Raw genomic sequence first — 23963 nt, 5'->3', positions numbered from 1 at the left:
CGATGCTGAGAGCCCCCGAAAGCTCTGGCTCGGGTGGGCCGGGCGTATTCAGTCGTCGATCCCACGAGCGGCGAGGGCCTCACCCAGGGCGTCGGCGTCGCGCAGGGAACGGACGACCAGCGGAACGGCGAAGGCGCGCAGGCTGAACTGCCCCAGCCGGGCAATCTGCGCCTCCTTGACCTCGGCGGCGATGGCGGCCACCAGCGGGACGCAGCGGATGCCCAGGTTGAGCATCAGCCCGACGCGTTCGGGGTCGACGCCGAAGCGGCGCAGCGGGCCGCAGGCGCGGACCACGACATCGATCAGGGCGGTGGTGCGGGTGGTGAGGGTGACCAGCGCGGCCGCCAGCACCAGCACCAGGATCATCACGGTGATGGCGACGGCCTGCCGCCAGCCCAGACTCCACGTCTGCAGCACGATGGTGAAGCCGAGCAGGAAGAGCATCGGGCGGGCCTGCTGCCAGGCGATGCGGGGACCGAAACCGGCCAGCGGGTAGAGCGCCAGGACGGCGGCCAGGCAGCCGAGCACCACATACCACCAGCCCTGCAGCCAGACCGACGCGGTGCCCAGCACCAGCAGGGCCAGGAGCTTCACGCCGGGCGGCATCCGGTGCAGTGGGCTGTCCCCCGGCCGGTAGAGCCCCAGCGTGGTGCGCATCAGGCCTCCATCAGGGCGCGGTAGTGGGCCACGGCGGCGGCCGGTGCGTCGTCGGCGACGAGCTTGCCGTGGTCGAAGACCAGCACCCGGTCGAAGTCGTCGAGCAGGTGAAGGTGGTGGGTGGCGAGCACGACGGTGGCCTCGACGGTGTTGATGATCCGGCCGATCTGGTTGGCATTGCGAATGTCCAGCAGCGTGGTGGGTTCGTCCATCACGATCAGCTCCGGTTCGGTGATGAGCACCGCGGCCAGCGCCTGCAACTGCTTCTGACCGCCGGAGAGCAGCTGGGCGGGATGGTCGCGGTGGCCGAGCAACCCGAAGCGTTCCAGCAGGGCGTCGACCCGCCGGGTGACCTCGTCGGCAGCAAGGCCGGACTTGCGCAGCCCGAAGGCGACGTCCTCGGCGACGGTGGGCATGATGATCTGGTTGTCCGGGTCGGTGAACAGGAAGCCGACGAGCTTGCGGATCTCCTTGGCCTGTTTGGCGGTGTCCATCCCGTTGACCAGGAGCTTCCCCTCGCTGGGCAGCACCAGTCCGTTGAGCATCCGCAGGAAGGTGGACTTGCCGGAGCCGTTGTGCCCGATCACCCCGATCCGACGTTCGGTGAGCGTGACGTCGACGCCCTCCAGCACCACTCGTCGGGTGCTGCCCTCGCCATAGGCGTGGCCGACGCCCTGCGCCTCGATGATCATCTGTTCTCCCGTTCTGAGGGCCGGATTCGTTCCACCAGCATGGCGGTGCCCTGCCCGCCGCCGATCGCGATGCCCGCCAGACCGTAGCGCGCCCCGAGCTGCTGCGGCGCCCGCACCAGCTGGGTGAACAGCCGCACCAGCTGGACGGCGCCGCTGGCCGCCCACGGGTGCCCCAGCGCGATAGCGCCGCCCTGGGGGCAGTTGCGGGTCTCGTCGATGCCGAGCTGGTCCAGACAGGCCAACACCTGCCCGGCGAAGGCCTCGTTGAAGTCCACGACGTCGATCTGGTCCAGGCCGATGCCGGTGCGTTCCACCAGCCGTCGGACGGCAGCGACGATCCCCAGCCCGGGTCGATCCGGCCGTCCGGCGGTGGTGACGACGTCGACCACCCGCAAACCCCCTAGCCCCAAACGTGTGGCGGTGTCGCCGTCGCAGAGCAGCACCGCGGCGGCGCCGTCGTTGACCCCGCAGGAGTTGGCGGCGGTGCAGGTGCCATCGGGGCTGAAGGCGGGGCGGAAGCGCGCCAGGCGCTCCGGGGTGAATCCGGCGCGCGGTCGTTCGTCATGCACGAGTCCAGCCAAGGGCAGGATCTCGTCGTCGAAGATGCCCGCCCGCTGGCAGGTGACGGCTCGCTGATGGGAGCGCAGCGCGTAGGCATCCTGCCGTTGCCGGGTGATGCCGCATTCGGCGGCCACCAGGTCGGCGGCGACGCCCATCTCCGGGTCGCCGAAGCTGGCCGGGGTGAAGGGGGCTCGCTCGTAGCGCACGGGGTCCGCTCCCGGACGACTGGGCGGCAAATAGGTCCACGGTTGGGTGCTGGCGGACTGCACTCCCCCGGCGATCCGCAAGCCCTCGGCCAGGCCGCTGAGCATCCCGACGCTGTGCTCGATGGCGGCCATGCCGGAGCCGCACTGCCGGTCCACCGTGATGGCGGGGACGTCAGTGGGCAGCCCGGCGGCCAGGGCGGCGACGCGGGCGGGGTTGCCACCGGGGCCGCGAACATTGCCGATGCACACCTCACCGATCGGTTCGGGGCTGCGGTGGGCGAGTTGGGCCAGCACGGGCGCGAGCAGGCCGACGACGTCGAGCTGGCGCAGGGCGCCGCCGGAGGTGCCGATCGGGGTGCGCAGCGCGTCGACGATCACCGGGCGCCGCTCCAGGGGGATCATCCGAGTCTCTCCGAGGTGTTGCTGCCGTTCCCCGAGCCCGCACGTCCGTTGACGCTCCCCGAGCTTGTCGAGGGGCCCTCCACCAGCAACCACCCGGGCAGCGCGGCGCGATCGACCTTCCCGGCAGGAGTCACCGGCAGCCCGTCGTAGGTCAGCCAGCGTCGCGGCCGGTGGGCCCCGTCCAGGTGGGCGCGCGCCCACGCCCGCACCCGCTCGCGATCGTCCGGGGTGGTGGCGCAGCAGACCAGCTCGCCCATCCGGTCGTCGGGGATGGCGAAGACCACCACCCGTCCGGTGGCCTGCGCCTGCAGCAGCCCCTCGATCGGGGCCAGTTCCACGGTGGCTCCTGCGGTGGTGACGGCTCCCGGGCGGCCCAGGACCCGTAGCCAGCTGCCATCCAACTCCGCCAGGTCTCCGACGCTGGCAAAGCCCCGCTCGTCGGTCTGAACCCGGGAGAGCCAGGGTGAGCGCACCCACAACACGCCGTCACGGATCTCGGCGTCGACGTCGTCGAAGAGTTCCAGGCTCTGGCTGTCCTGCCCCCAGGCGACCATCGACAGTTCCGCAGCGCCGTAGTAGTGACTGACCGTCAGCCCGGCCGCCTCCGCAGTGCGCCGCAGACCGGGGTGCAGTCCGTCGCCGGCCACCAGGACGTGCAGGCCGGCGGGAGGGTCGGCATCCAGCAGGGTCCGCAGCAGGGCCGGGGTGAGCTGGCCGTGGCTGGCGCCTTCACGGGACATGGACCACGAGGCGCCGACGTGGGTGGCCAGGCAGGCGGCAAAGAGGTTCATAGTGGCGTGCAAGGGCCCGGGAATCCAGAATCGGCTGCCGCGACCCAGCCCGAGCCGAGCGGCGCAGGCGTCGAAGCTGCCCACCCAGGAGTCGGTGCTGCGCACGATCACCCGGGGTTGCCCGGCGCTGGTGCCCGACGTCGCCAGCGCGATCAGCCGACGCTCGGCGTGCGATCGCCAGAAGGCCTCCACCGGATCGGGGCAGGCCAGGACGTCAACCGGTTCGACGTCGTGTGTCATCGCTCAGCGCTGGCGCAGCAGGCCGGGGTAGGCGCGGTGCACGCCGGCGGCCACAAGGGCGGTCAGCACGGCCTTGATCGAGTCGCCGATCAGGAAGGGAGCGTTGGCCGTCATGGTCGGCACCAGGCCCATCTTGGTGCGCACCATCATGCCGACGATGCCGAAGGCGTAGAGCACCACGACGCCACCGATGAGGTTGAACATGATCCCCAGCGGCACCGAGTACGGCGCGCCGCGACGCTCGGTGAGCGCCCCGATCACCCAGGCCGCGACGGCCCAGCCCAGCAGGAAGCCCACCGAGGCCCCGGCGAAGACACCCAGTCCGCCCCGGCCACCGGCCAGCAGGGGCAGTCCGACCGCCACGAGCGCCAGGAAGAGGATCTGGGACAGGGCGCCACGACGCCCGCCGATGATGGCCCCGGCCAGCATCACCCCCAGCGACTGGGCGGTGATCGGCACCGGCGACAGGCCGGTGGGAATGGCCGGCAGGAAGCCCAGGACGGCGGTGATCGCGGCAAAGACGCCGATCAGGGCAAGGTCGCGGGACGTGGACCGGTGGGTGGTGGCCATGGGGCATTCTCCTGGAAAGTCAGAGCAGGCGGTGGGAAGCCGGCTGGCCGCCTGACAGCGCCTGTGTTGAACAGTGTTCAAATCATGCACCGTCGTCGGCGCTGAACCAAGTCAGCCCACCATTCGGCGACTATACGGATCCATATAGCCGGGGTGCCATCGGCGGATGGACGCCAGCCCGATAGTCTTCCCCCATGGCCAATTCCGACGACGAAGCCCAGTGGCTCAGCGACGAGCAGCAACGGATCTGGCGAAACTGGCTGCTGGCCGTGGCCCGGGTGGACACCTATCTTGACCAGGACCTGCGCCGCCACGGGCTGGATCTGGCCGAGTACGAGATCCTCGTCGTGCTCTCCGAGGCCGAGAAGCGTCAGCTGCGGATGAGCGAACTGGCCGATCTGGTGCACCAGTCCCGCTCCCGGCTGACGCACGCCGTCGCCCGGATGGAGAAGTCCGGCTGGGTGAAACGTACGTCCGCCCCCGAGGACAGGCGTGGGGTGATCGCCCGGCTGACCAACCGCGGCTACAAGCTGCTGGTGGACGCCGCACCCAACCACGTCGCCGCCGTCCGCCGAATCCTGGTGGACGCCGCCGACCCGGAGGACTTCAAGGCATTGGGACGCGTCATGCAGGCCGTGCTGGCGGTGGAAGACTGAGGGAGTGACCCAGCTCAGTTCTCCGCTCGACGATTTTCTGGCCCAGCCCGGCATTGCTGACTGCACCGATGCCAGCACCCTGACCAGGGCGCTCTACTCCACCGATGCGTCGATCTATCGCGTGGTGCCGCGGGCCGTCGCCCGGCCGCGCACCGTCGAGGAGCTCACCACCGTCGTCCAGGCCGCACTGCGGGTCGGCCTGCCGATCGTGCCCCGCGGTGCCGGCACCTCGTGCGCCGGCAATGCCGTCGGCGAGGGGCTGGTGATCGACGTCGCCCGGCACCTGAATGCGATTGGCGCCATTGATCGCGAGGCGCGCACCGCGGTGGTGCAGCCCGGCGTGGTGCAACAGGCGCTGCAGGTGGCGGCCCGGCCACACGCCCTGCGCTTCGGCCCCGATCCGTCGACGGCCACCCGCTGCACCATCGGCGGAATGATCGGCAACAATGCCTGCGGGCCGCGCGCGCTGGGTTATGGCCGCAGCGCCGACAATGTGGTGGCGCTCGACATCATCACCGGAACCGGTGAGCTCATCCGGCTGGGCGAGGGCGGCAGTGATGCCGCGCCCCTGCCGGCGCTGCGCGACCTGGTGGCCGCCAACCTGGGCACCATCCGCACGGAGTTCGGCCACTTCTCCCGCCAGGTCTCCGGCTATTCGTTGGAACATCTGCTGCCGGAGAAGGGCTTCGACGTCGCCAAGTTCTTCAGCGGCACCGAGGGGACGCTCGGCATCATCACCGGTGCGATGGTGCGGCTGGTGGCCGACGCCCCGGTGAGCATGATGGTGGCGCTGGGCTATGCGTCCATGCCGGAGGCCGCCGACGAGATGCCCACCATCCTCAAGCACTCCCCCGTGGCCTGCGAGGGCATGGACCGCAGGATCTACGACGTCGTCGAGCGCCAGCACGGTGCCGCCGCCCTGCCCGACCTGCCGCGCGGCGACGGCTGGGTCTTCGTCGAGCTGGTCGGCGACGACGAGCCCACCGTCCGGGAACGCTGTCACGCCCTGGTGGCGGACTGCCACGCCCTGGAGGGCTGGGTGGTGGAGGACAAGGCGCTGGCCGCGAAGCTGTGGAAGATCCGCGCCGACGGCGCCGGCCTGGCCGGGGTCAGCCTGGCCAACCCCGCCTACGCCGGCTGGGAGGATGCCGCGGTGCCGCCGGCGAAACTGGGCGACTACCTGCGCGAATTCGACGCGCTGCTTACCGACCACGGTCTGCAGGGCCTGCCCTACGGCCACTTCGGAGACGGCTGCGTGCACTGCCGGATCGACTTCCCGTTGGACAAGGCCGACGGGCCGCGCAAGTACCGCGAGTTCGTCGAACAGGCGGCGGCGTTGGCCGCCCGCCATGGCGGTTCGATGAGCGGTGAGCACGGCGACGGTCGGGCGCGCTCCGCGCTGCTGCCGGCGATGTACTCCCCCGAGGCGCTGAGCCTGTTCGGGCAGGTCAAGCAGCTCTTCGACCCCAACAACCTGCTCAACCCGGGCGTGCTCGTCGATCCGGTGCCCGTCGAGGCGGACATCCGCGTCGCCGCGACCATCAACTCCCCGCTACGCCTGGAGGACCCGGACTTCGTGACCGCCGTGCACCAGTGCACCGGCGTGGGCAAGTGCCTGGCCGACTCCACCGCTGGCGGTGGCGTGATGTGCCCGTCCTTCCAGGCCACCCGCAATGAGAAGGACGCCACCCGTGGCCGGGCGCGCGTGCTGCAGGAGATGGTCAACGGTTCACTGGTCAGCCAGGGTTGGCGGTCCCCGGAGGTGCACGAGGCGCTGGATCTCTGCCTGAGCTGCAAGGGCTGCTCGTCGGACTGCCCGACGGGCATCGACATGCCCTCCTACAAGTCCCGGGTGCTGTACGAGAGCTACAAGGGTCGGCTTCGCCCAATGAGCCACTACGCGCTCGGCTGGTTGCCGCGCTGGGGCCGGCTGGTGACCATGGTTCCCGGGGTGGGTGCCATCGCAAACCTGGGCACCCAGTTGCCCGGCACCAAGCACCTGATCCGTTGGGCCGCCGGGGTGGACCAGCGTCGCCCGATGCCCGAGTTCCGGGTCGATGGCAGTGCCCGCAAGGCGGGCGCCGCGCTTGCGTCGGGATCGGTGGCCGAGCTTCTCTCCACGACGACCGAGCCTGTCGAGGCCTCGTCGTCCGAGCCTGTCGAGGCCACCCAGCACACCGGCGACACGACGCCCAGCCCCTATGAGCCCACTGTGGCCGAGCCAGTCCCGACCGCTGCGGACGAAACCAACCCCACCACGATGGCCGAGCCTGTCGAGGCCCCGCGCCACGGTGAGGTCGTCATCTGGGTGGACTCCTTCACCGATGCCTTCGTCGGCAACCAGCTCGCCGGCCTGGTGCAGACCCTCGTCCACGCCGGTTTCGAGCCGCGGGTGCTGCAGGAGAATGCCTGCTGCGGTCTGACCTGGATCACCACCGGCCAGCTCGATGGCGCGCGCAAACAGCTTCGTGGCGCCCTGGACGTGCTGCACCCGATCGTCGAGGCGGGGATCCCGATCGTCGGGCTGGAGCCCAGCTGCATGGCCGTGTGGCGCAGTGACGCCAAGGAGTTGCTGCACGGCGACGAGCGGGTGCAGCCGGTGGCCGACGGCATCCACACGCTGGCGGAGCTGCTGTCCACCGTTGACGGCCTGGAGCTGCCGGACCTGTCGGGGCACACCATCATCGCGCAGCCGCACTGCCACCATGCGTCGGTGCTGGGCTGGGCCGCCGATGCCGCCATCCTGGAGCGGACCGGCGCCGAGGTGATCACGCTGGGCGGCTGCTGTGGCCTGGCCGGCAACTTCGGGGTCGAGAAGGGTCACTACGAGGTGAGCGTGAAGGTGGCCGAGCACGACCTGCTGCCCGCCCTGCGCCAGCACCCGCAGGCGATCGTCCTTGCCGACGGTTTCAGCTGCCGCAAGCAGGTGAAGGACCTGGAGGCCCGCGACGCGATGACCCTGGGAGAGCTGCTGGCGGCCCATCGCTGACCACCGCGCAGCCGGTAGTGGCAGGGGCAGCTGCTGGAGCACCTGCGCGTGATCACCAACCGCTGCGCGGTCGAACGCGCCCGGTCTCGTTCAGGCGCTTGGCGACAGCGCCCGTCGCATCCAGTGCGCGATCCCGGCGGCGGCGACGCCGGCCAGCAGCGGCACCACCAGCGCGGTGCGCAGCCCGGCATGGTCGGAAACGACGCCGATCACCGGGGAGGTCAGCAGGAAGCCGAGCCGCATCAGCCAACCCATCACGGCGACGCCGGTGCCGTGCGGCAGGCCGGGCACCCGCGCCGCGGCGGCGAAGGCGGCCGGAACCAGCGTCGCGCAGCCAAAACCCATCAGCGCAAAGCCCAGCAGCGCCACCACGGCATTGGGCGCGAGGATGCAGACCAACCCCCCGAGACCGATCACCACGCCACCAATCCGGGCGACCGTCTCGCGGCCGAACCGGTCGGTCATCGGGTCGCCGGTCAGGCGTCCGACGAACTGCGCGCCGAGCATGGTGGTGAAGCCCAGACCGGCCAGGCCTGCTGAGGCGCCGATCTCGGTCTTCATGAACAGCGCCGACCAGCTGTTGGCCACTTCCTCGATCAGGGTGCCGCAGATGGCCAGCACGATCAGCGGCGCCAGCAGCTTCCACGCCCGGGTGGAGGCCCCGGCCGCGCCGGGTTCGTGACCGTCGTCGTCGGTGGCCACCACGCTCGACGGGGTCTGCGAGGTCAGCCCGGCGACGAAGGCCGCAGCGCTCCAGATGATGCCGTTGACCAGCAGCATCCAGAACAGCGGGATGTGCTGGGCCGCACACCAGGCGCCCACCAGGCCACCAAGCGTCGCACCCAGGCTCCACAGCGCGTGCAGCGAGTTGATCACCGACTTGCCCATCCACTGCTCCACCAGCACGCCCTGGACGTTCTGGGCGGCATCGACGATGGAGTCGACGAAGCCCGCCACCAGCAGCGCCCCGGCGAAGCCCCAGACAGTGTGGCTTGTGCCGGCCAGGAAGACCATCACCGCCACCAGCACGGTGCCGACGCTCATCACGGCGCGCGTTCCGAGCCGGCGCATCAGCGGCGCGGACAGCCCCGCGGCCAGGATCGCACCCATCGGCATGGCGATCACGGCCAGGCCGAAGGCGGTATTGCTCAGAGCCAGTGCGGCCTTGAGCTCGGGGTAGCGGGGCAACAGCACCGAGAACAGGACGCCGTTGGTGAAGAACATCAGACTGATGCCCTGCCGGGCGCGCGCAGGAGTGGAAGACACGCGCTCAACTTACGGTCAGACGTTGCCCGGACGCACGTCGTCCCTGCCCCACACGATCGACGTGTAACACAATGGGCTTTCGTGCAGCTGATGGGTATGGGACAACCACCGGGTCGACGCGACCAGCGGGCCGAGCGCTTCGAAGAGATCTTCGACGCCACCGCCGATCGGCTGCGCAACTACTGTCTGCGACACACCAGCCCGCAGCAGGCCGAGGACGTGGTCAGCGAGGTCTTCACCGCCGCCTGGCGCAAGCTGGACCAGCTGCCCGATCCGGCGTTGCCGTGGCTGATCGTCGCCGCCCGGCAGGAGATGGCCGCGCAGTACCGCACCCACAAGCGGCAGGGGCAGATTTCGGAGCGACTGGCGCCGCTGACCGCCTTGGCCAGCGATTCCCCCGAGCTGGGCGTGGAACGCCGCGAGGAGTTGCTGCGCGCCCTGGCGTCCCTGTCTGACGACGACCGCGAAGCGATGCTGCTGATCGCCTGGGACGGCCTGTCCACCCGGGATGCCGCCCGCGTCCTCGGCACGACGCCAGGAGCCCTGCGCGTCCGGATCCACCGCGCCCGCACCGCGCTGCGCCACCAGTTCGACACCACCGGAGCCACTCATGCCTGACACCCTGCACACCCCCGAGATCGACGAGTTCGAGCTGACCGAGCTCGCCGCGATCGCCCCCACCAGTCCCCGACTGGCCGACACCGATTGGGAGCTGACCCGCGACGACATCCGCCAGTCCATCACCGCCACGGCCGACCGACGGGCTTCCCGCTGGCCACGACTGGCCGTTGCTGCGGCCGCCATCGCCACCGTCGGGGCGCTCGGCTACGGGGCCCTGACGCCCGGCGAGCAAGCGCTCAGCCCGGCCGCGCCGGCCAGCAGCAGCGCGAATACCGCGCTCGGCGGCCCGCGCCGGACCATCCCCGAGGGCCAGTTCGCAACCCGAACCTGGCACTCGGTGCAGGTGGGCGACTTCAGCGGCTCCGGAAAGCTCATCACGCTCAAGGTTGACCGGGTGGAATGGCTGGACTCCCGGCAGAACTATGCCGCGCACGAGAAGACGACGAATGGCAGCGGCGACATCACCGCCATGGCAAGCCCCCTGCGAGACCTCCGAGGGCTTCCACGAGAGCCGCAAGCGATGCGGGCATGGTTCCTGCAGCGGGACCGCAACCGCAACGATTCGCGCCCCGACGACGAGATCATCTGGGTAGCCGTGAATGACCTGGTCCGCCATCTCGGCAGCAGCGCCACTCTCCGCCAGGACCTGATGGCAATGCTGCGGGAGAACCCCCAGACCACCTTGGCGATCAAGAACATCGGCGGGCGACGCGCGCTGGTCGCCACCCACACCCGCAGTTACCCCGACGAAAGCAGGGAAGTGTCGACTCTCTCGGTGGACGCCGCAACCATGGCCCAACTGGGCACGAGCACTCGAGTGACAGCCAAGAACGGGACGCTGGTGGGGAGTCACGTCGCGGCAGTGACTGTGCCGGAACACCTGGTGGACAAGCAGCCCTGAGCCGCTTCTACCGCCAGGTTCGGTCCTCGACGGTCTGCGCCGCGATGATCTGGCAGGCTGGGGGCATGATCACCATCACCGTGAAGTGGGATGTCAAGCCCGAATACGCCGAGAACTTCCTGGAACTCACCCGGGAGTTCACCGAGGCCTGCCGCGCCGAGCCCGGCTGCCTGTGGTTCGACTGGTCACGCAGTGCGGACAACCCCTGCGAGTACATCCTGATCGAGGCCTACAAGGACGGCGAGGCGGGCGCCGCGCACGTCAACAGCGAGCACTTCAAGAAGGCGATGGCCACCCACGGCCAGTACGCCGCCACCCGCCCGAAGGTGATCTCCTACGAGATCCCGCAGGACGACTGGAGCGATCTGGGCGAGATCGAGATGCCCGACGAGCAGTAGTCTCCGCGCCCGCCGGGTGGCCGCCCGGGGTACACACCTGGACGGCCGCCCGGGCAATTGCGCTTGCTGCCCGGCGGGGCAGCGTCGTACCATGAGGATGCGGACCCGTCCTGCGCATGCAGGGAAACGGGTCCAGCTTCTTTTCCCGGCACGTGTTCCCGGCCGGGATCACACCTGCCAGGGGCCGCCGAGCACGTCGCTGGGCCGCAGCCGGGGATACCAGCCGTGGGCATAGGTCTTGGACGGCAGCGCCAGCACCTCCTGATAGGCCGAATAGGCCACCATGTCCGCCATCTGCAGCCAGTGGCTCCGGTCCGAGTGTTGGAAGAGCGGGTCCTCCAGCACGTGACGGGTGCTGCGCCGAAGAGCGCGGTGCGCGCTCAGGTAGCCAGTGTCGGTGCCGTCGCCGTCCATCACCACCAGCGCACGCTCCCCCGTGCTGCGCAGCCGCTCGTCGAGCAGCCGGACCATCGCCTGGTAGACCCGCATCCGCTCCTCCCGGAAGGCGCTGGCCCTCCCCGCCGTCCGGCCGAAGACGGTGCCCACCTGCACGGCCGGGTCCGACGCCAGCACGTCGATCCCCTGGGCGAAGACCGTGCGCCTCCGAGCCTTGGAGGCGTTGAACTCGTCATTGGTGGAGGGCCGTCCCCGGCCATTGGTGAAGCTGGTCGAATGGATCTCGACGGCCTTGCCGACTCCGTGGTGGCGCCACAGCAGATCGCGGTAGTCGAGCCAGCAGCCCAGCACGCGCGCCCAGTGCTCCTCCGGCACCTCCACCCAGCTGAAGCTGGCGATGCCGGAACGCTCGGCACCCGAGTCGTCCACATAGACCAACCTCATCGCGCTTCCCCACTCATGGCACCCATTTCATCAGCTGCCACTGACACTTCCGCCACTCACCGGTGGGCTCGAGCACACTCGCAGGAATCGGCTGACGCCGGTGACGGTACGGCCACATGCGAGTGCACGAGCACGGCGGATCAGGGCCAGCAAGATCAACACTGCGAGCGTTGCGTCTGTCCGCTCGTCTTGGGCCCGCTGGCCAGCCCGGCAAGCTCAGCGCCGCCAGCCGGGATGGTTGATGCGCAACTCCCGCAGGGTTGAGTACCCGAGACCAAGCAGCACAGGCGCTTGGGTCCATGTGCAGAAGAGAAGACCTGACGTCCAGTGCGCTGGTGGACTCGTCGGCCACCAACAGGTCCGGCCCCACCACCAGGGTTCAGGCCAGGGACACTCTCTGCCGTTGGCACCCGACACCTCGTGCGGATAGCGACGGGCGTAGTCACCGGGCAGTTGGACGGCCTCCAGCATGGATTCACTGCGCAGGCGTACGCAGTCAGGAGATCGTGGCCACAGATCGGCTTGCAACAATTTCGCAAGCTCAAGCGGTGGCGTCGTAGTGGTGGAAGACCGGAACCAGCCGGATCAGCACGCTGACCAGCGCGACGATCGCGAGCCCACCCACCAGTGGCGGGGCCCAGACCGCGCCGAGGGCCACCAGACCGACGAAGAGGTCACCCAGACGCGGCCCGCCCGTGACCACCATGATGTAGATCCCCTGCATCCGGCCGCGGATCCGGTCGGGCACCGCCTGCTGCAGGATGGTGTTGCGGAAGATCGCGGAGACATTGTCGCTGGCGCCCATCCCGAACAGCATCAGCATCGCGGCCGCCATCGCTGAGGCATTCAGTCGCTCCGGGGGCCCGGCCCCGCCGGGCCAGTGCCCCGTGCGGACCAGCAGCGCCACCACACCCAGCCCGACGGTGCACAGCCCGTAGGCGATCACCGAGAGGTTCACCGCCCGCCCGTGCCGCTTCCAGCCGACGATCCGGCCGCTGAACAGGCTGCACAGCACCGCCCCGATGGCCGACGAGGCCGCCAGCAGCCCCGCCGTCACGGCTCCCCCTCCGATCGCCACCGCCCCCAGCGCCGGGAAGAGCGAACGCGGGTTGCCGAAGGTCATCGCGACGATGTCCACGATGAAGCTCATCGCCACCACGGGCGTTGAGCGGATGTAGCGGAAGGACTCCCGGATCGCGGCCCAGGTCTTGTGCTCCGCACCAGGTTGGGGCGGCATCGGCGGAAGGGCGCCCAGCCCCGCGAAGGCGCCGCAGAAGAGCAGCAGGTCCAGACCGTAGGTGACGTGGAATCCGAAACGCGCCACCAGCAGCCCGGCCAGGCTGGGGCCCAGGGTGACCACCAGCCCCATGCTCATCCCGTTCAGCGCCCCGGCGGCAGGCAGCAGTTCCGCGTCGAGCAGGTTGGGGATGATGGCCTGCCGCGACGCGGAGACCAGCGTGGCACCCATGGTGTTCACCGCTGACAAGGCATAGAGCGTCCAGATGGTCTCCCGGCCCAGCAACGCGAGGGTGAAGATCCCCGCCGTCGCCAGCCACGCGACGACGGCCGAGGCCAAAGCGACGCGTCGGCGGTCGAAGCGGTCCACGATGGTGCCACCGTAGAGCCCGGCGAACAGCGTGGGCACCAGAGAGATCACGCCCACCATGGAGACCGCAAAGGTGGAGTGGGTGAGTTCGTAGACGTGCAGGCCGACGGCCACGGCAGTCAGGGCATTGCCGACGCCCGCCACCAATGCACCGAGCCACATCCAGGTGAAGTGCCGCGACACAGTGAACGGCCGGGTGTCGAGCAGGAAGCCGCGTCTGTCACTCACGCGGAAGATGCTGCCACACTGGCCTCATGACTGGCCGACTGCTCTACGACCCGGATTGTGGCTTCTGCACGCGATGCGCCGGTTGGCTCGACGGGCGGGGCCTGCGCGCCAGCGTCGAGCCCATGACGCCGGAGTTGCTGCAGGCGTTGGGAATCGACGAAGAACGCGCCCTCCGGGAGATCCCCTTCGTGGCCGACGACGGCACCGTCGCCCACGGTGCCGCGGCCATCGGGCGTGCCTTGGCCACCGGTCCACAGCCGCTGCGCGCCGTCGGGCTGCTGCTCCGTCACGCCCCGCTGCGCTGGCTTGCCCATCCCGTCTACCGCTGGGTGGCCACGCACCGCCACGACTTGCCGGGCGGCACGGCGGCCTGTCGGATGCCCGAGCCCAGGCCGTGATCCACGGCGCACTCCCAGCATGAAGGACATCGACCCCGACCGGATGTTGGCACGTGGAGAGACGGTCAGGAAGTCCTTGTGGGACACGATTCGAGTGTGGACGATTCGCCTCGGGGTGATCTTCGTGCCGATCTACGCGGTGTGCTTCGGAGCGCGCAATCCGGATCCCGATCGGTGGCCGCTCGACGGTCTTGGCACGGCAGTGCTGTTCCTTGGTGCTTCATGGTGGGGTTTGGCAGCCTTCTACCTCCTGCTGCCGCTGGCGCTCCGGGGCACCGTGGAGCTGGGTCAGGGCCACGTGACCGCCCTGACCGCGAGAGGACGGCGCGAGTTGCTGCTCGGCCGGGAAGCGGTCATCCGTCGATGGCTGGTTCCCAACCTCAGGGGCCCCATGGAGGTCTGGTGGTCGGTGCGTTCGGGACACTCCTGGTTGCTCTTCCCCGACCAGCGGAGCCATTCCGTGGCGTGGTGGTCGGGGCCTGATGCGGCGGTGCTGGACAGTCCGACGTCGACAGCATTCCTGCGCGGGCTGGGCGCCTTCCTTCTCGCCCTGGTGTGCTGTCTGACGGGTCTTGCTGCCGCCCTGGTCCTGGTCTCCTGGTCCTGGTGATCGCGCCGCCTGAGATGCTGGGGGGCAGGACAGGCACCATCGCCTCACCCACTGACTGACACGGCAGGAGTCCTGGGCCTAGGGTTTCAGCATGCGCGCGTCGATCCAGGAAGTGGTCTTCGATTGTTGTCAGGATCCGTCGGACCTGGCCCGCTTCTGGGCAGGGATCTTCGGCGCTCGTTGGGCTGCCTTGGGCGTTGACTGGGCGCTGGTCGAGTCGGTCCCCCTTCGGGTGGCCTTCCAACGAGTGCCCGAAGCGAAGGCGGCGAAGAACCGGCTGCATCTGGACATCGTGGTCACCGATGCCGCCGTGGCAGCCGACGAGGCGGTAGCCAAGGGCGCCACAATCATCACTCCACTGCAGGGAAGCCCGAGCGAAGGCTGCGTGGTTCTTGCGGACCCCTGGGGAAACGAGTTCTGCCTCGTGGCCGATGAGCAGGGCACTTGGGAAGCAGGCCAACGGGCCGCCTTGGACAGCGCCGCCGGGCAGGGTGCCTGATCCACTCGCGGCCGGTGAGTGCGTCAGCTGTAGTGGAAACGCGCTTGCAGGGTGATCAGGTCGTCGCCATCGACCAGGTAGACGAGGCGGTGCTCCTCGGTGATGCGCCGTGACCAGGCGCCGGCGAGCATGTGTCGCAAGGGCTCGGGCTTGCCGATCCCCGAGGTGGGGTCGCGCAGGGCGTCGTCGATGAGGCGGTTGATGCGCTTGAGGGTCTGCCTGTCGGCCCCTAGCCAATAGGTGTAGTCGCCCCAGCCGTTGGGGGTGAAGACAAGCCTCATCGTTCGAGGTCGTGCTGTTCGCGCTGGCCGCCACGGGCCTGCTGCAGGCTCTCGAGCAGGTGACGGGCGTTGGCGGGCACGCGGAGCAGGTGGGCTGTCTCTTCCAAGGCGTCGTAGTCGGCTCGCGACATGAGGACGGCGTCGCCGTTGCGGGAGGTGATCTCGACAGGTGCACGGTCCTCGTTGACCTGCTGGATCAGCGGGAAGAGATTCTTGCGCGCCTCGGTGGCGGTGACAGCCACGACGCCTCCTTCAAGTTGTACTGGATCTGGTACCAGTATGCGCGATGTGCGAGGCGATCCCAAACGTCCGTTTCTCGGCGAAGTAGTGCTGTCACGCACGCCATCGGAGGCATGGAGGATGTCGGGACCTGGCCTGACCTGAGGCGTCCCCGTCCGCTTTCGCAGATTTCGTGTCATTTCGGCCGTCGTCGGACGCGATCTCTGGTCGTCGGGACATGAGATACCTCCTGGTGCTGATCCAACGGCTTGTTGATCTCCATTGCTGGGATCGCCAAGCCGCAGCGGGGCCTTCACGAACTTCGCGGCATAGGCGCACCTTCGTGAGGGTCTCGCCGCCGGGGAGCGAGGGTCCGTAGGGTGAGACCATGCTCAGCATCGGCGCCATCGTCCTGCACACAGATCCGGAGACAGCCGGAAGGTTCTGGAGGCACGCCCTATGCCGCATTGGTACCTCAATGGCTACAGGCCGGTGCCCGGCTGCTGGGTGGCTGCTGCCGCGCCAGCCCGCGACCATCCGGGAGCTGACGCGCCTCGCCGCCTGATCCCTCGACAGGTTCGGGACCGTGGTCACGTAGCTGCCTCGCGAACCGTCGTCACCCAGCTGCCTCGGACAGCCCCTGCACCACGCCGGTCTGGCTCCCTGAACCACGACGGCCGAGCTTGTCGAGGCCCGAAGACCCCGGCAAACCCGGCCGTGTGGTGAGCTGCGATCAGTCGCGCGTGAGGCGACGGTGCTTCGAGGCGTGCGGACGCGCCGCCTCTTCACCCAGGCGCTCGATCTTGTTCTTCTCGTAGTCGGCGAAGTTGCCCTCGAACCAGAACCACTTGCTCTCGTCCTCATCCGTGCCCTCCCAGGCCAGGATGTGGGTGGCGATGCGGTCCAGGAACCAGCGGTCGTGGGAGATCACCACGGCGCAGCCGGGGAAGTCGAGCAGCGCGTCCTCGAGGCTGGACAGGGTCTCCACGTCCAGGTCGTTGGTGGGCTCGTCGAGCAGCAGCACATTGCCGCCCTGTTTCAGAGTCAGCGCCAGGTTCAGCCGGTTGCGCTCACCGCCGGAGAGCACACCGGCCAGCTTCTGCTGGTCCGGGCCCTTGAAGCCAAAGCTGGCGACGTAGGCGCGCGAGTTCATCTCGAAGTTGGCCACCTTGATGTGGTCCAGGCCGTCGGAGACGACCTCCCAGACATTCTTGTTCGGGTCGATGCCGGAACGGTTCTGGTCGACGTAGCTGAACTTGACCGTCTCGCCCACCTTCACGGTGCCGGCGTCGGCCTTCTCCAGGCCGGTGATGGTCTTGAACAGGGTGGTCTTGCCGACGCCATTGGGGCCGATGATGCCGACGATGCCGGCGCGCGGCAGGCTGAAGGACAGGTCATTGATCAACACCCGTTCGCCGAAGCCCTTCTTGAGCTTGTTGGTCTCGATCACGGTGCTGCCCAGGCGGGGACCGGCCGGGATGTTGATCTCCGAGGTGTCGATCTTGCGGTTGCGCTCGGCCTCGGCGGCCATCTCCTCATAGCGGGCCAGACGGGCCTTGCTCTTGGCCTGGCGGGCCTTGGGGCTGGAGCGCACCCATTCGAGCTCCTTCTCCAGGATCTTGGCGCGCTTGGCGTCCTTCTGACCCTCGATCTGCAGGCGCTGCCGCTTGGTCTCCAGATAGGTGGAGTAGTTGCCCTCGTAGGGGTGCAGGCGGCCGCGGTCGATCTCGCAGATCCACTGTGCGACGTTGTCCAGGAAGTACCGGTCGTGGGTGACGGCCAGGACGGCGCCCGGGTAGTTCTTGAGGTGGCCCTCCAGCCAGTTCACCGATTCGGCGTCCAGGTGGTTGGTGGGCTCGTCGAGCAGCAGCAGGTCGGGCTGCTGCAGCAGCAGCTTGCACAGCGCGACGCGGCGCCGCTCACCACCGGAGAGCACGTTGACCGGGGTGTCGCCGGGCGGGCACTCCAGGGCCTCCATGGCCTGGGCCAGCTGCGCGTCGATGTCCCACGCATTGGCATTGTCCAGATCGGTCTGCAGCTCACCCATCTCCGCCATCAGGGCGTCGAAGTCGGCGTCGGGCTCGGCCATCTCCATGCCGATCGCGTTGAACCGGTCGAGCTTGGCCTTGATCTCGCCGACGCCCTCCTCCACGTTCTCCAGAACGGTCTTGTCCTCGGTCAGCGGGGGCTCCTGCAGCAGGATTCCGACGGTGGCGCCCTTCATCAGCTGGGCGTCGCCATTGTTGGCCTTGTCCATGCCGGCCATCAGCTTCAGCATGGTGGACTTGCCGGCGCCGTTGGGGCCGACGACGCCGATCTTGGCGCCGGGGAAGAAGGAGAGGGTGACGTTGTCAAGGATCAGCTTGTCGCCGATGGTCTTGCGCACATTGTGCATGGTGTAGATGAACTCGGCCATAGCAGGCGTGATGTCCTTCGAGTCGATGATGGTGGTGGCCGCCCCGAGCTGAGGCCGCAAACGCCTCCCAGTATGCCAGTCTTCGGCGGATCTCCCGCGTCGCTGCCGGTGACGCTCCTGGGGACGGACGAAGGCGGCTAGCCTGCCCGGGGAGTCTCCTCCCAACAGGGGGCTGGCTGCCGCCTTCTTGCCTCTATTCTAGGTGAGGCACCCGTAGAAGGCCATCGTTCCCATCTTGTCGAGTACCAACAGCCGATTGATCCGTCGCTGACCATAGAAGCGGTAGGCGCACTGCCTGACTGCCAGTTGTTCCGACAGTCCACAACGCGCCAGATCGATCACGATCCTCCGCGACTGTGCCCTCGCTCTGCGGAACTGTGAATCGATCGTGCTCCGTTCGGACGCCCCTTGCGGGGCTTTGAACTCCCACACCTCACCATCCATCGCAGCATCCGGATTCTTGATGCCTTCGCCATGGAGGAGCGAGAGAAGGACGACATTGGCCCCGTGCGCCGCCAACGCTCGGGCCGTGGTCATCTCATGCGGAGCCACCGTCACCCCAGCCGGAACCATCACTCGTCCTGGCCCTTGGAGCGGCGCTCCGTCCAGGAGCAATTGCCAACGATCGAGTGCACCAATGTCGGCTGCCCACCCCGCCCGGGGCCGGGGGTCATGACTCCCGACCACGGGCCCGGGTCACGAATGGACCAGGTGTTCCTCACGAGCCGGTTCAGCGGGAATCGTGCCATCCTCATCCTCGTCGTCCGGCGGCGCCTCGTCGAAGGCGGTCGGCGGCTCCGGGATGGCGGGATCGGCCAGGCCGACGATCTCCCCGGTTCGGGTGTCGATCTGCTGGCCCTCGTCGTTCACCACGATCCGCTTCTGGTTGCGGGTGAACTCGGTCCGACCGCGGGAGAGGTCGTGGCCCAGCGCGGTGGCCTGCACCACCAGCCGCTCGTGCCGCAGCCCGTCGCCGTCATTCCAGGCGGTGGTGCGCAGCTTGCCGGTGACCACCACCGGATCGCCCTTGCTCAGCGACGTCTTCATGTTCTCCGCCGTACGGCCCCACGCGTTCACCGTGATCCAGGTGGTTTCCTGGTCAACCCAGGTGCCCTCCCTGATCCGCCGCGGAGTACAGGCCAGCCGGAACCGGGCCAGCTGCCAGCCCTCCCCCTGGCTGAACTCCACGTCGGTGCCCACATTGCCCGTCAACGAAATCAGTGCGTCCTGCATGGTGCTGCCCCTTCCAGACATCGAGGCGCCGCTGCGCGCTCGTCCCCCAGAGTGTTTGCAAGGCAGGCGATTCTGCGTCACGCCCCGAGCCGCCTGTGGACAAGTCCTCGGAAGCTCGCGGCTGTGGAAAACTCCGGGCCGAATCTCACGAGTCGATACGATTCCGGGGTGAACCAAGCCCTGCCTCCCGTACCCGCCGGTGGGATCGCCGCCTGCCCCCTCTGCCATGCCCCGCTGTGCGTCGCCGACCGGGAACTGTGGTGCGGCAACGGGCACCGCTTCGACAAGGCCCGCGAAGGCTTCGTGAACCTCCTGCGGCCCGGCAAGGCCCGAAAGGCGGTGATCGGCGACGATGCGGACATGGTGGCCGATCGCCGACGCTTCCTGGAGCGCGGCCACTACCGGGTGTTGTCCGAGGGAATCGCTGGCCTGATCCGGGACCTTGGCGCGCAGCGCCCCGTCGAGAGCCTGCTGGACGTCGGCTGTGGTGAGGGCACCTTCACCACCGCCATGCTCGACGCGCTACCGGCCGAGTACTCCCCCGCGCCCACCCGGATGGCCTTCGACATCTCCCGCCCGGCCATGAAGGTGACCGCCCGCCGGGTTCCGCAGGCCCTGAGCTGTGTGGCGTCGGTGATCGAGATGCCGGTGCTGGACCACAGCGTCGACGTGCTGACCAGCATCATGGCGCCACTGCACGAGGCCGAGTTCACCCGCGTCATCCGCCCGGGCGGCCGGATCGTGGTGGTCTCCCCCGGCGACTCCCACTTGGCCGAACTGCGTCAGGTGCTCTACCCGCACTACCGCCCGCACGACGAGCAGGTGGCCCTGACCGAATCCCTTGCCGTGCTGGAACAGCGGCGCTTCACCGACACCGTTCATCTGGCCAGCGCGCAGGAGCTGCACGAGGTCTGGGGCATGACCCCCTACCGCTGGAACACCCCGCTGGACGGCCAGGAACGCTTCGCCAAGCTGGAAGAGCTGACCGTCAGCGTGCACTTCGTCGCGACGGTCTTCGCAGTGCCCGCCTGAACCCCTCCACGAGCTCGGGCCCGTGGATGGGCCCTGCTCGACTACAAGGCGCGAGCCACCGAATCCCGGGCCTGCTCGTAGCGGCGCAGTTCCGCATTGATCGGGTTGATGATCCGTTCGCGGGAGACCTGGCCGATCGACTTCTCCAGCACGTGCGTCGCGCGAGCAGCCTTGCGTTGCGCGGCGAACTCGACCAGGACCCGGCTGACCGCCGCCAGTACCAACCCCGCGACCACACCGCCGGCCACCAACCAGGTGGGGATCGGCAGCCCGTACCACGTAGGGCCCAGGGAGAGATCCATCACGCCGAAGTAGATCAGCGCCATCCGGGCGCCCAGCCAGCCCAGACCCACCACGACGCAGGCGATCAACAGCCACTGCAGCACCTGGAAGATCTTCCACCAGCCGATGCCGCGGTCCATCGCCAGATCCGTGGTGGCGATCGCCCGGTCCAGTTCGTCGGCCAGCACCTGGTCGTCGCGCATGGAGGCGGTACGCACCGCGTCCTGCCAGCCGCGCGGCAGGCCCACCGACGCCTCATCGGCAACCCCGCGCACCGCGGAATCCACCCGCGCCTGCTGGACGCCGTTGAAGCTGAACCCCTTCTTGTTGACGCCGGTGCGCTGGATCCGGGCCGGTTCCAGCTCCGCCTTCCGGCCGATCTTCACCGCATCCAGGTGCAGCCGCTTCAGCGGGTCGGGCTTGAAGCGCTTGATCCAGGTGATCGCGGGCCAACCGGTGGCCAGCGTGCCGCGGCGCCGGGTGGCCTTGAGCACCGCCTCGGTCACCACGCCCACGCCCGCGGCCTCGCCCAGGGCCTTGTTCAGTTGGGCCTCGCGGGCCTTGCTGACCTCATTGGGGTCGGCATGGCCGATCTCCGTCGACAGCTTGCGGGCCACCTGGGTGACGTCGGCCTCCAGCCGCTTGGCGGCCATCTGCTTGTTCTGGATGGCGGTGGCCAGCTGGCCGCGCAGTTGCTCGACGCCCATCCCGGTCAGCGCGCTGATCGCGCACACCTGCGCCTTGCCCAGACCCTCGGAATCCAGCAGGGCGCGCAGGTCACGCATCGTCGGCTCCAGCTGGCCCTCGGGCAGCCGGTCAGCCTGGTTGAGCACCACCATCATCACCTCGGCGTGCTGCGCCAGCGGCTTGAGGTAACGGTCGTGCAGGGCGGCGTCGGCGTACTTCTGCGGATCCACCACCCAGATGAACATGTCCACCAGCTGCACCAGCCGGTCCACCTCGTCACGGTGGGCACGTTCGGTGGAGTCGTGGTCGGGCAGGTCCAACAGCACCAGACCCTGAAGTGCCTTGTCACCGCCGGAGACGACGTGCCGGGTGGGCACCTGCAGCCAGTCCAGCAGGTCATTGGGCACCTCGTCGCCCCAGTAGGCGGCCATCGCCTTGCTGGTGGTGGGACGGGTCACCCCGGGCACGGCCAGCTGCGTGCCGGACAGGGCATTGAAGGTGGAGGACTTGCCGGACCCGGTGGCGCCGGCCAGCGCGACGACGGTGATGTCGCCGCTGAAGGCCAGCCGCTTGTCGGTGTGCCCGACGACATTGCGCGCCTCGGCGATCAATTCGTCCTCGGTGCGGCCCTCGGCCAACTGGATGGTCTCGGTGAGGGCCTTGACCTTCTCCGGCACTCCGCGACGGTCGGGGTTGGTGTGGTTGCGGGCCATCAGCGCTTCTCCTCGGTCTGCTCGTCCACCAGTTCGGCGTCAACCACCTCGGCGTCGCGGTGATCGGCGACGGTGTTCAGCTGCACCGTCTCCCGACCGGGTTGCGGCGCCTCGATCGCGGCCTGTTGCTGGGTCTCGATCGCGGGTTGCTGCGGTGCGGCGGCCACCTGCGGCTGAGGCTGGCCCGACGGCAGCGCCGGGCCGCTGGTGCGGCCGGCGGGCAGGGCGTCGTCGTAGCCCTCGTGCCGGGCAAACTGCACCTCCTCGGTGGCGCGGCGGATCCGCTCGGCCTGGTCCCGATCGGCGCCCAGCGAGGCCAGCGCCTCGTCGTAGCGCTGCAGTTCCTTGGCCATCACGGCCTCCACCCGGGCGTCCAGGTCGGACTTGGCCTTGGCGGCCAGCCGTCGGACGGCATCCTCACCGAAGACCGCCTCCAGCAGCCGCTGGGCCAGCACGACGGAACCGCCGGCAATGCCCACCTCGGCGCCGGTCAGGCCGCCAGTGTGGGCGAAGACCACCACCATCAGCGCCGCGGAGACGCCGTTCACGCCCAGCGCCAGGTAGCGCGCCTGGGTGCGCTTGCCCATCCCCTCGCCGGAGACGATCTCCATCACGTCGCCCTGCCAGTCGCGGATGGCGCGGGCCACCTCGTCGTCGAAGCTGGCCGAGGCGCGGGACAGGTCCTCCCCGGCCCAGTTGCGCAGCACGTCACGGCCGAAGGGGGTGGATCGCCAGGCGGCCTCGGCGCGCTCGGCGGCGGCCTCGCCCTGCTCCCGCACCAGGGCCTCCAGCCCGGATTCGACGGCCACCTTGACACCGTCGGCCTCCGGCGGCGTGCCCTTGATGGAGGCAAAGACCCGGTCCCGCAACCAGCCGATCTTCTGCTCCACCACCTTCATGAACTCGCCGGTCCCGACGAACTCCTGCCAGCGCGCCAGGACCTCGCCGCGCATCAGGGTGCCGTCGGCGGACTGCACGGAGACCTGGCGGACGGCCTCCTGGTAGCTCTTGGCGGCATCGCTGCGCAGGCTCTCCAGCGCCTCGGCCTGGGCCTCGACGGCGGTGGCCACCGGCGGCGCCTTGGTGACCAGCGCACCGATCGCGCCGTCCAGGGTCTGCAGCACGACGCGCTGCCGGCTGGCGGCATCGGCGGCCAGGGTGGCCAGCCAGCTGCGGATCGGGGAGACGGCGGCATCGGGCAGCAGGCCCTCCGGGCTGGTCTCGGTCTCCGGGACGGCGAAGAGCGGGGAATCGGCCAGGCCGCGCTCGGTCATCAGCTGGCCCAGGTGCGGCGGTACCTGGTTCATCGCGGCCGGCGGCACCCGGTCAAGCACCACGGCGACCGCGGCGGAGCGGTCGACGGCGGACTTCAGGAAGTCCCACGGCACGGCGTCGGCATAGCGGGCGGCGGAGGTGACGAAGACCCACAGGTCGGCGGCCTGCAGCAGCTGTGCGGCCAGCTTGCGGTTCTGTTCCACGACGGAGTCGACGTCGGGCGCGTCCAGGATCGCCAGCCCCTTGGGCAGGGTGGGTTCCTCGACGATCTGCAGGGTGTTGGAGTCGTTCGAGCTGGCGCGGGAGCGAACCAGGCCGGGCAGGATCCGGTCATTGCTGAACCACTTGACGTCGTCGGGGTGGCAGATCAGCACCGGCGACTTGGTGGTGGGCCGGATCACGCCGGGGGTACTCACCACGCGCCCCACCAGGGAGTTCACCAGGGTGGACTTGCCGGCGCCGGTGGAGCCACCGACGACGGCCAGCAGCGGCGCGTCGATGGTGGCCAGCCGCGGCAGGATGTAGTCGTCGAGCTGGTGCTGCATGTCCCGCGCGCTGCGGGTCTGCTCCATCGCTTGCGGCAGCGGCAACGGAAGCCGGACGGGCGCGAGCGATTCGCGCAATTCGGTCAGTGCCTGCGTCAAGCGTGTGCTGCTCACGCGTTTCCTTTCGACGGCGCGGGCCAGTGCCCGCG

At 69.1% G+C, this 23963-nt stretch carries 24 protein-coding genes; 9 read left to right on the top strand and 15 right to left on the bottom strand.

The annotated features are described in order from the left end of the window. Window positions 1-48: 48 nt before the first annotated feature. Genes AAEX57_RS10325 through AAEX57_RS10305 form a run of 5 tightly spaced genes read right to left on the bottom strand, consistent with a single transcriptional unit; the run spans window position 49 to window position 4119 of the window. On the bottom strand, window positions 49-657 hold the full coding sequence (locus AAEX57_RS10325; protein WP_342092488.1) for an energy-coupling factor transporter transmembrane component T family protein: 609 nt from the start codon (window positions 655-657) through the stop codon (window positions 49-51). Further along, window positions 657-1349 (bottom strand): energy-coupling factor ABC transporter ATP-binding protein, encoded by a 693-nt coding sequence (locus tag AAEX57_RS10320; RefSeq protein ID WP_342092487.1) that lies wholly within the window; start codon window positions 1347-1349, stop codon window positions 657-659. The genes AAEX57_RS10325 and AAEX57_RS10320 overlap by 1 nt, the downstream gene beginning before the upstream one ends. Continuing rightward, the gene (locus AAEX57_RS10315; RefSeq protein ID WP_342092486.1) at window positions 1346-2518 is read right to left on the bottom strand and encodes a thiolase family protein; all 1173 of its coding nucleotides are present in this window, start codon (window positions 2516-2518) and stop codon (window positions 1346-1348) included. The genes AAEX57_RS10320 and AAEX57_RS10315 overlap by 4 nt, the downstream gene beginning before the upstream one ends. After that, window positions 2515-3549, bottom strand: coding sequence for an AMP-binding enzyme (locus AAEX57_RS10310; protein ID WP_342092485.1), 1035 nt, complete (start codon window positions 3547-3549; stop codon window positions 2515-2517). The genes AAEX57_RS10315 and AAEX57_RS10310 overlap by 4 nt, the downstream gene beginning before the upstream one ends. A 3-nt stretch (window positions 3550-3552) precedes the next feature. Continuing rightward, complete coding sequence (locus AAEX57_RS10305; RefSeq protein ID WP_342092484.1) at window positions 3553-4119, bottom strand: biotin transporter BioY; 567 nt, start codon at window positions 4117-4119, stop codon at window positions 3553-3555. Between the two features lie 194 nt (window positions 4120-4313). Between AAEX57_RS10305 and AAEX57_RS10300 the strand changes: the two genes are divergently transcribed. Together AAEX57_RS10300 and AAEX57_RS10295 are read left to right on the top strand one after the other, a co-directional pair. Beyond that, window positions 4314-4775 carry a MarR family winged helix-turn-helix transcriptional regulator gene (locus tag AAEX57_RS10300; RefSeq protein WP_342092483.1) on the top strand — a complete coding sequence of 154 codons (462 nt, stop codon included), beginning with the start codon at window positions 4314-4316 and terminating at the stop codon, window positions 4773-4775. A gap of 37 nt (window positions 4776-4812) precedes the next feature. Next, window positions 4813-7764, top strand: a complete 2952-nt coding sequence (locus tag AAEX57_RS10295) for an FAD-binding and (Fe-S)-binding domain-containing protein (protein ID WP_342092526.1) — start codon at window positions 4813-4815, stop codon at window positions 7762-7764. Between the two features lie 90 nt (window positions 7765-7854). Here the strand turns inward: AAEX57_RS10295 and AAEX57_RS10290 are convergent, their stop codons facing one another. Then, window positions 7855-9030, bottom strand: coding sequence for an MFS transporter (locus tag AAEX57_RS10290; RefSeq protein WP_342092482.1), 1176 nt, complete (start codon window positions 9028-9030; stop codon window positions 7855-7857). A 96-nt stretch (window positions 9031-9126) separates the two neighbouring features. On the opposite strand from AAEX57_RS10290, the gene AAEX57_RS10285 reads away from it, so the two are divergent. From AAEX57_RS10285 to AAEX57_RS10275, 3 genes are all read left to right on the top strand, one after another. Then, a complete protein-coding gene (locus tag AAEX57_RS10285) occupies window positions 9127-9648 on the top strand; it encodes an RNA polymerase sigma factor (RefSeq protein ID WP_342092481.1) in 522 nt (173 codons plus the stop codon). Then, entirely contained in the window at window positions 9641-10552 is a 912-nt protein-coding gene (locus AAEX57_RS10280) for a hypothetical protein (protein ID WP_342092480.1), read from the top strand. Before AAEX57_RS10285 ends, AAEX57_RS10280 begins: the two co-directional genes overlap by 8 nt. Window positions 10553-10617: 65 nt before the next feature. Beyond that, entirely contained in the window at window positions 10618-10950 is a 333-nt protein-coding gene (locus tag AAEX57_RS10275; protein ID WP_342092479.1) for a putative quinol monooxygenase, read from the top strand. 168 nt (window positions 10951-11118) lie between these two features. Here the strand turns inward: AAEX57_RS10275 and AAEX57_RS10270 are convergent, their stop codons facing one another. Both AAEX57_RS10270 and AAEX57_RS10265 read right to left on the bottom strand, forming a co-directional pair. Continuing rightward, window positions 11119-11790, bottom strand: coding sequence for a DUF3800 domain-containing protein (locus tag AAEX57_RS10270; RefSeq protein WP_342092478.1), 672 nt, complete (start codon window positions 11788-11790; stop codon window positions 11119-11121). A gap of 541 nt (window positions 11791-12331) precedes the next feature. Then, window positions 12332-13624 (bottom strand): MFS transporter, encoded by a 1293-nt coding sequence (locus AAEX57_RS10265; protein ID WP_342092477.1) that lies wholly within the window; start codon window positions 13622-13624, stop codon window positions 12332-12334. Window positions 13625-13650: 26 nt separating this feature from the next. Here AAEX57_RS10265 and AAEX57_RS10260 point away from each other — a divergent pair, with 26 nt between their 5' ends. The 3 genes from AAEX57_RS10260 to AAEX57_RS10250 all read left to right on the top strand — a co-directional run bounded on the left by AAEX57_RS10260 (window position 13651) and on the right by AAEX57_RS10250 (window position 15131). Next, window positions 13651-14022 carry a thiol-disulfide oxidoreductase DCC family protein gene (locus AAEX57_RS10260; RefSeq protein ID WP_342092476.1) on the top strand — a complete coding sequence of 124 codons (372 nt, stop codon included), beginning with the start codon at window positions 13651-13653 and terminating at the stop codon, window positions 14020-14022. A gap of 19 nt (window positions 14023-14041) precedes the next feature. Beyond that, complete coding sequence (locus AAEX57_RS10255; protein ID WP_342092475.1) at window positions 14042-14632, top strand: hypothetical protein; 591 nt, start codon at window positions 14042-14044, stop codon at window positions 14630-14632. A gap of 91 nt (window positions 14633-14723) precedes the next feature. Beyond that, window positions 14724-15131, top strand: a complete 408-nt coding sequence (locus AAEX57_RS10250; protein WP_342092474.1) for a VOC family protein — start codon at window positions 14724-14726, stop codon at window positions 15129-15131. Window positions 15132-15154: 23 nt separating this feature from the next. Here AAEX57_RS10250 and AAEX57_RS10245 read toward each other — a convergent pair whose 3' ends face one another. The 5 genes from AAEX57_RS10245 to AAEX57_RS10225 all read right to left on the bottom strand — a co-directional run bounded on the left by AAEX57_RS10245 (window position 15155) and on the right by AAEX57_RS10225 (window position 19280). Continuing rightward, on the bottom strand, window positions 15155-15412 hold the full coding sequence (locus tag AAEX57_RS10245) for a Txe/YoeB family addiction module toxin (protein ID WP_342092473.1): 258 nt from the start codon (window positions 15410-15412) through the stop codon (window positions 15155-15157). Then, window positions 15409-15654, bottom strand: a complete 246-nt coding sequence (locus AAEX57_RS10240; protein ID WP_342092472.1) for a type II toxin-antitoxin system Phd/YefM family antitoxin — start codon at window positions 15652-15654, stop codon at window positions 15409-15411. Before AAEX57_RS10240 ends, AAEX57_RS10245 begins: the two co-directional genes overlap by 4 nt. Window positions 15655-16364: 710 nt before the next feature. Next, on the bottom strand, window positions 16365-18047 hold the full coding sequence (ettA, locus tag AAEX57_RS10235) for an energy-dependent translational throttle protein EttA (protein WP_342092471.1): 1683 nt from the start codon (window positions 18045-18047) through the stop codon (window positions 16365-16367). Window positions 18048-18245: 198 nt separating this feature from the next. After that, complete coding sequence (locus AAEX57_RS10230; RefSeq protein ID WP_342092470.1) at window positions 18246-18620, bottom strand: CdiA C-terminal domain-containing protein; 375 nt, start codon at window positions 18618-18620, stop codon at window positions 18246-18248. A gap of 123 nt (window positions 18621-18743) precedes the next feature. Beyond that, on the bottom strand, window positions 18744-19280 hold the full coding sequence (locus AAEX57_RS10225; protein ID WP_342092469.1) for a single-stranded DNA-binding protein: 537 nt from the start codon (window positions 19278-19280) through the stop codon (window positions 18744-18746). Window positions 19281-19448: 168 nt separating this feature from the next. Here AAEX57_RS10225 and AAEX57_RS10220 point away from each other — a divergent pair, with 168 nt between their 5' ends. Continuing rightward, window positions 19449-20312, top strand: a complete 864-nt coding sequence (locus AAEX57_RS10220) for a putative RNA methyltransferase (RefSeq protein ID WP_342092468.1) — start codon at window positions 19449-19451, stop codon at window positions 20310-20312. Between the two features lie 41 nt (window positions 20313-20353). On the opposite strand, the gene AAEX57_RS10215 is transcribed toward AAEX57_RS10220, so the two are convergent. Together AAEX57_RS10215 and AAEX57_RS10210 are read right to left on the bottom strand one after the other, a co-directional pair. Continuing rightward, complete coding sequence (locus AAEX57_RS10215; RefSeq protein ID WP_342092467.1) at window positions 20354-21994, bottom strand: YfjP family GTPase; 1641 nt, start codon at window positions 21992-21994, stop codon at window positions 20354-20356. Further along, a complete protein-coding gene (locus AAEX57_RS10210; RefSeq protein ID WP_342092466.1) occupies window positions 21994-23928 on the bottom strand; it encodes an ABC transporter in 1935 nt (644 codons plus the stop codon). The genes AAEX57_RS10215 and AAEX57_RS10210 overlap by 1 nt, the downstream gene beginning before the upstream one ends. Between the last annotated feature and the right edge of the window lie 35 nt (window positions 23929-23963).

It is taken from the genome of Luteococcus sp. H91, assembly GCF_038433135.1.
Taxonomy (GTDB): Bacteria; Actinomycetota; Actinomycetes; order Propionibacteriales; family Propionibacteriaceae; genus Luteococcus.
This window is presented reverse-complemented; position numbering and strand designations above follow the sequence as displayed.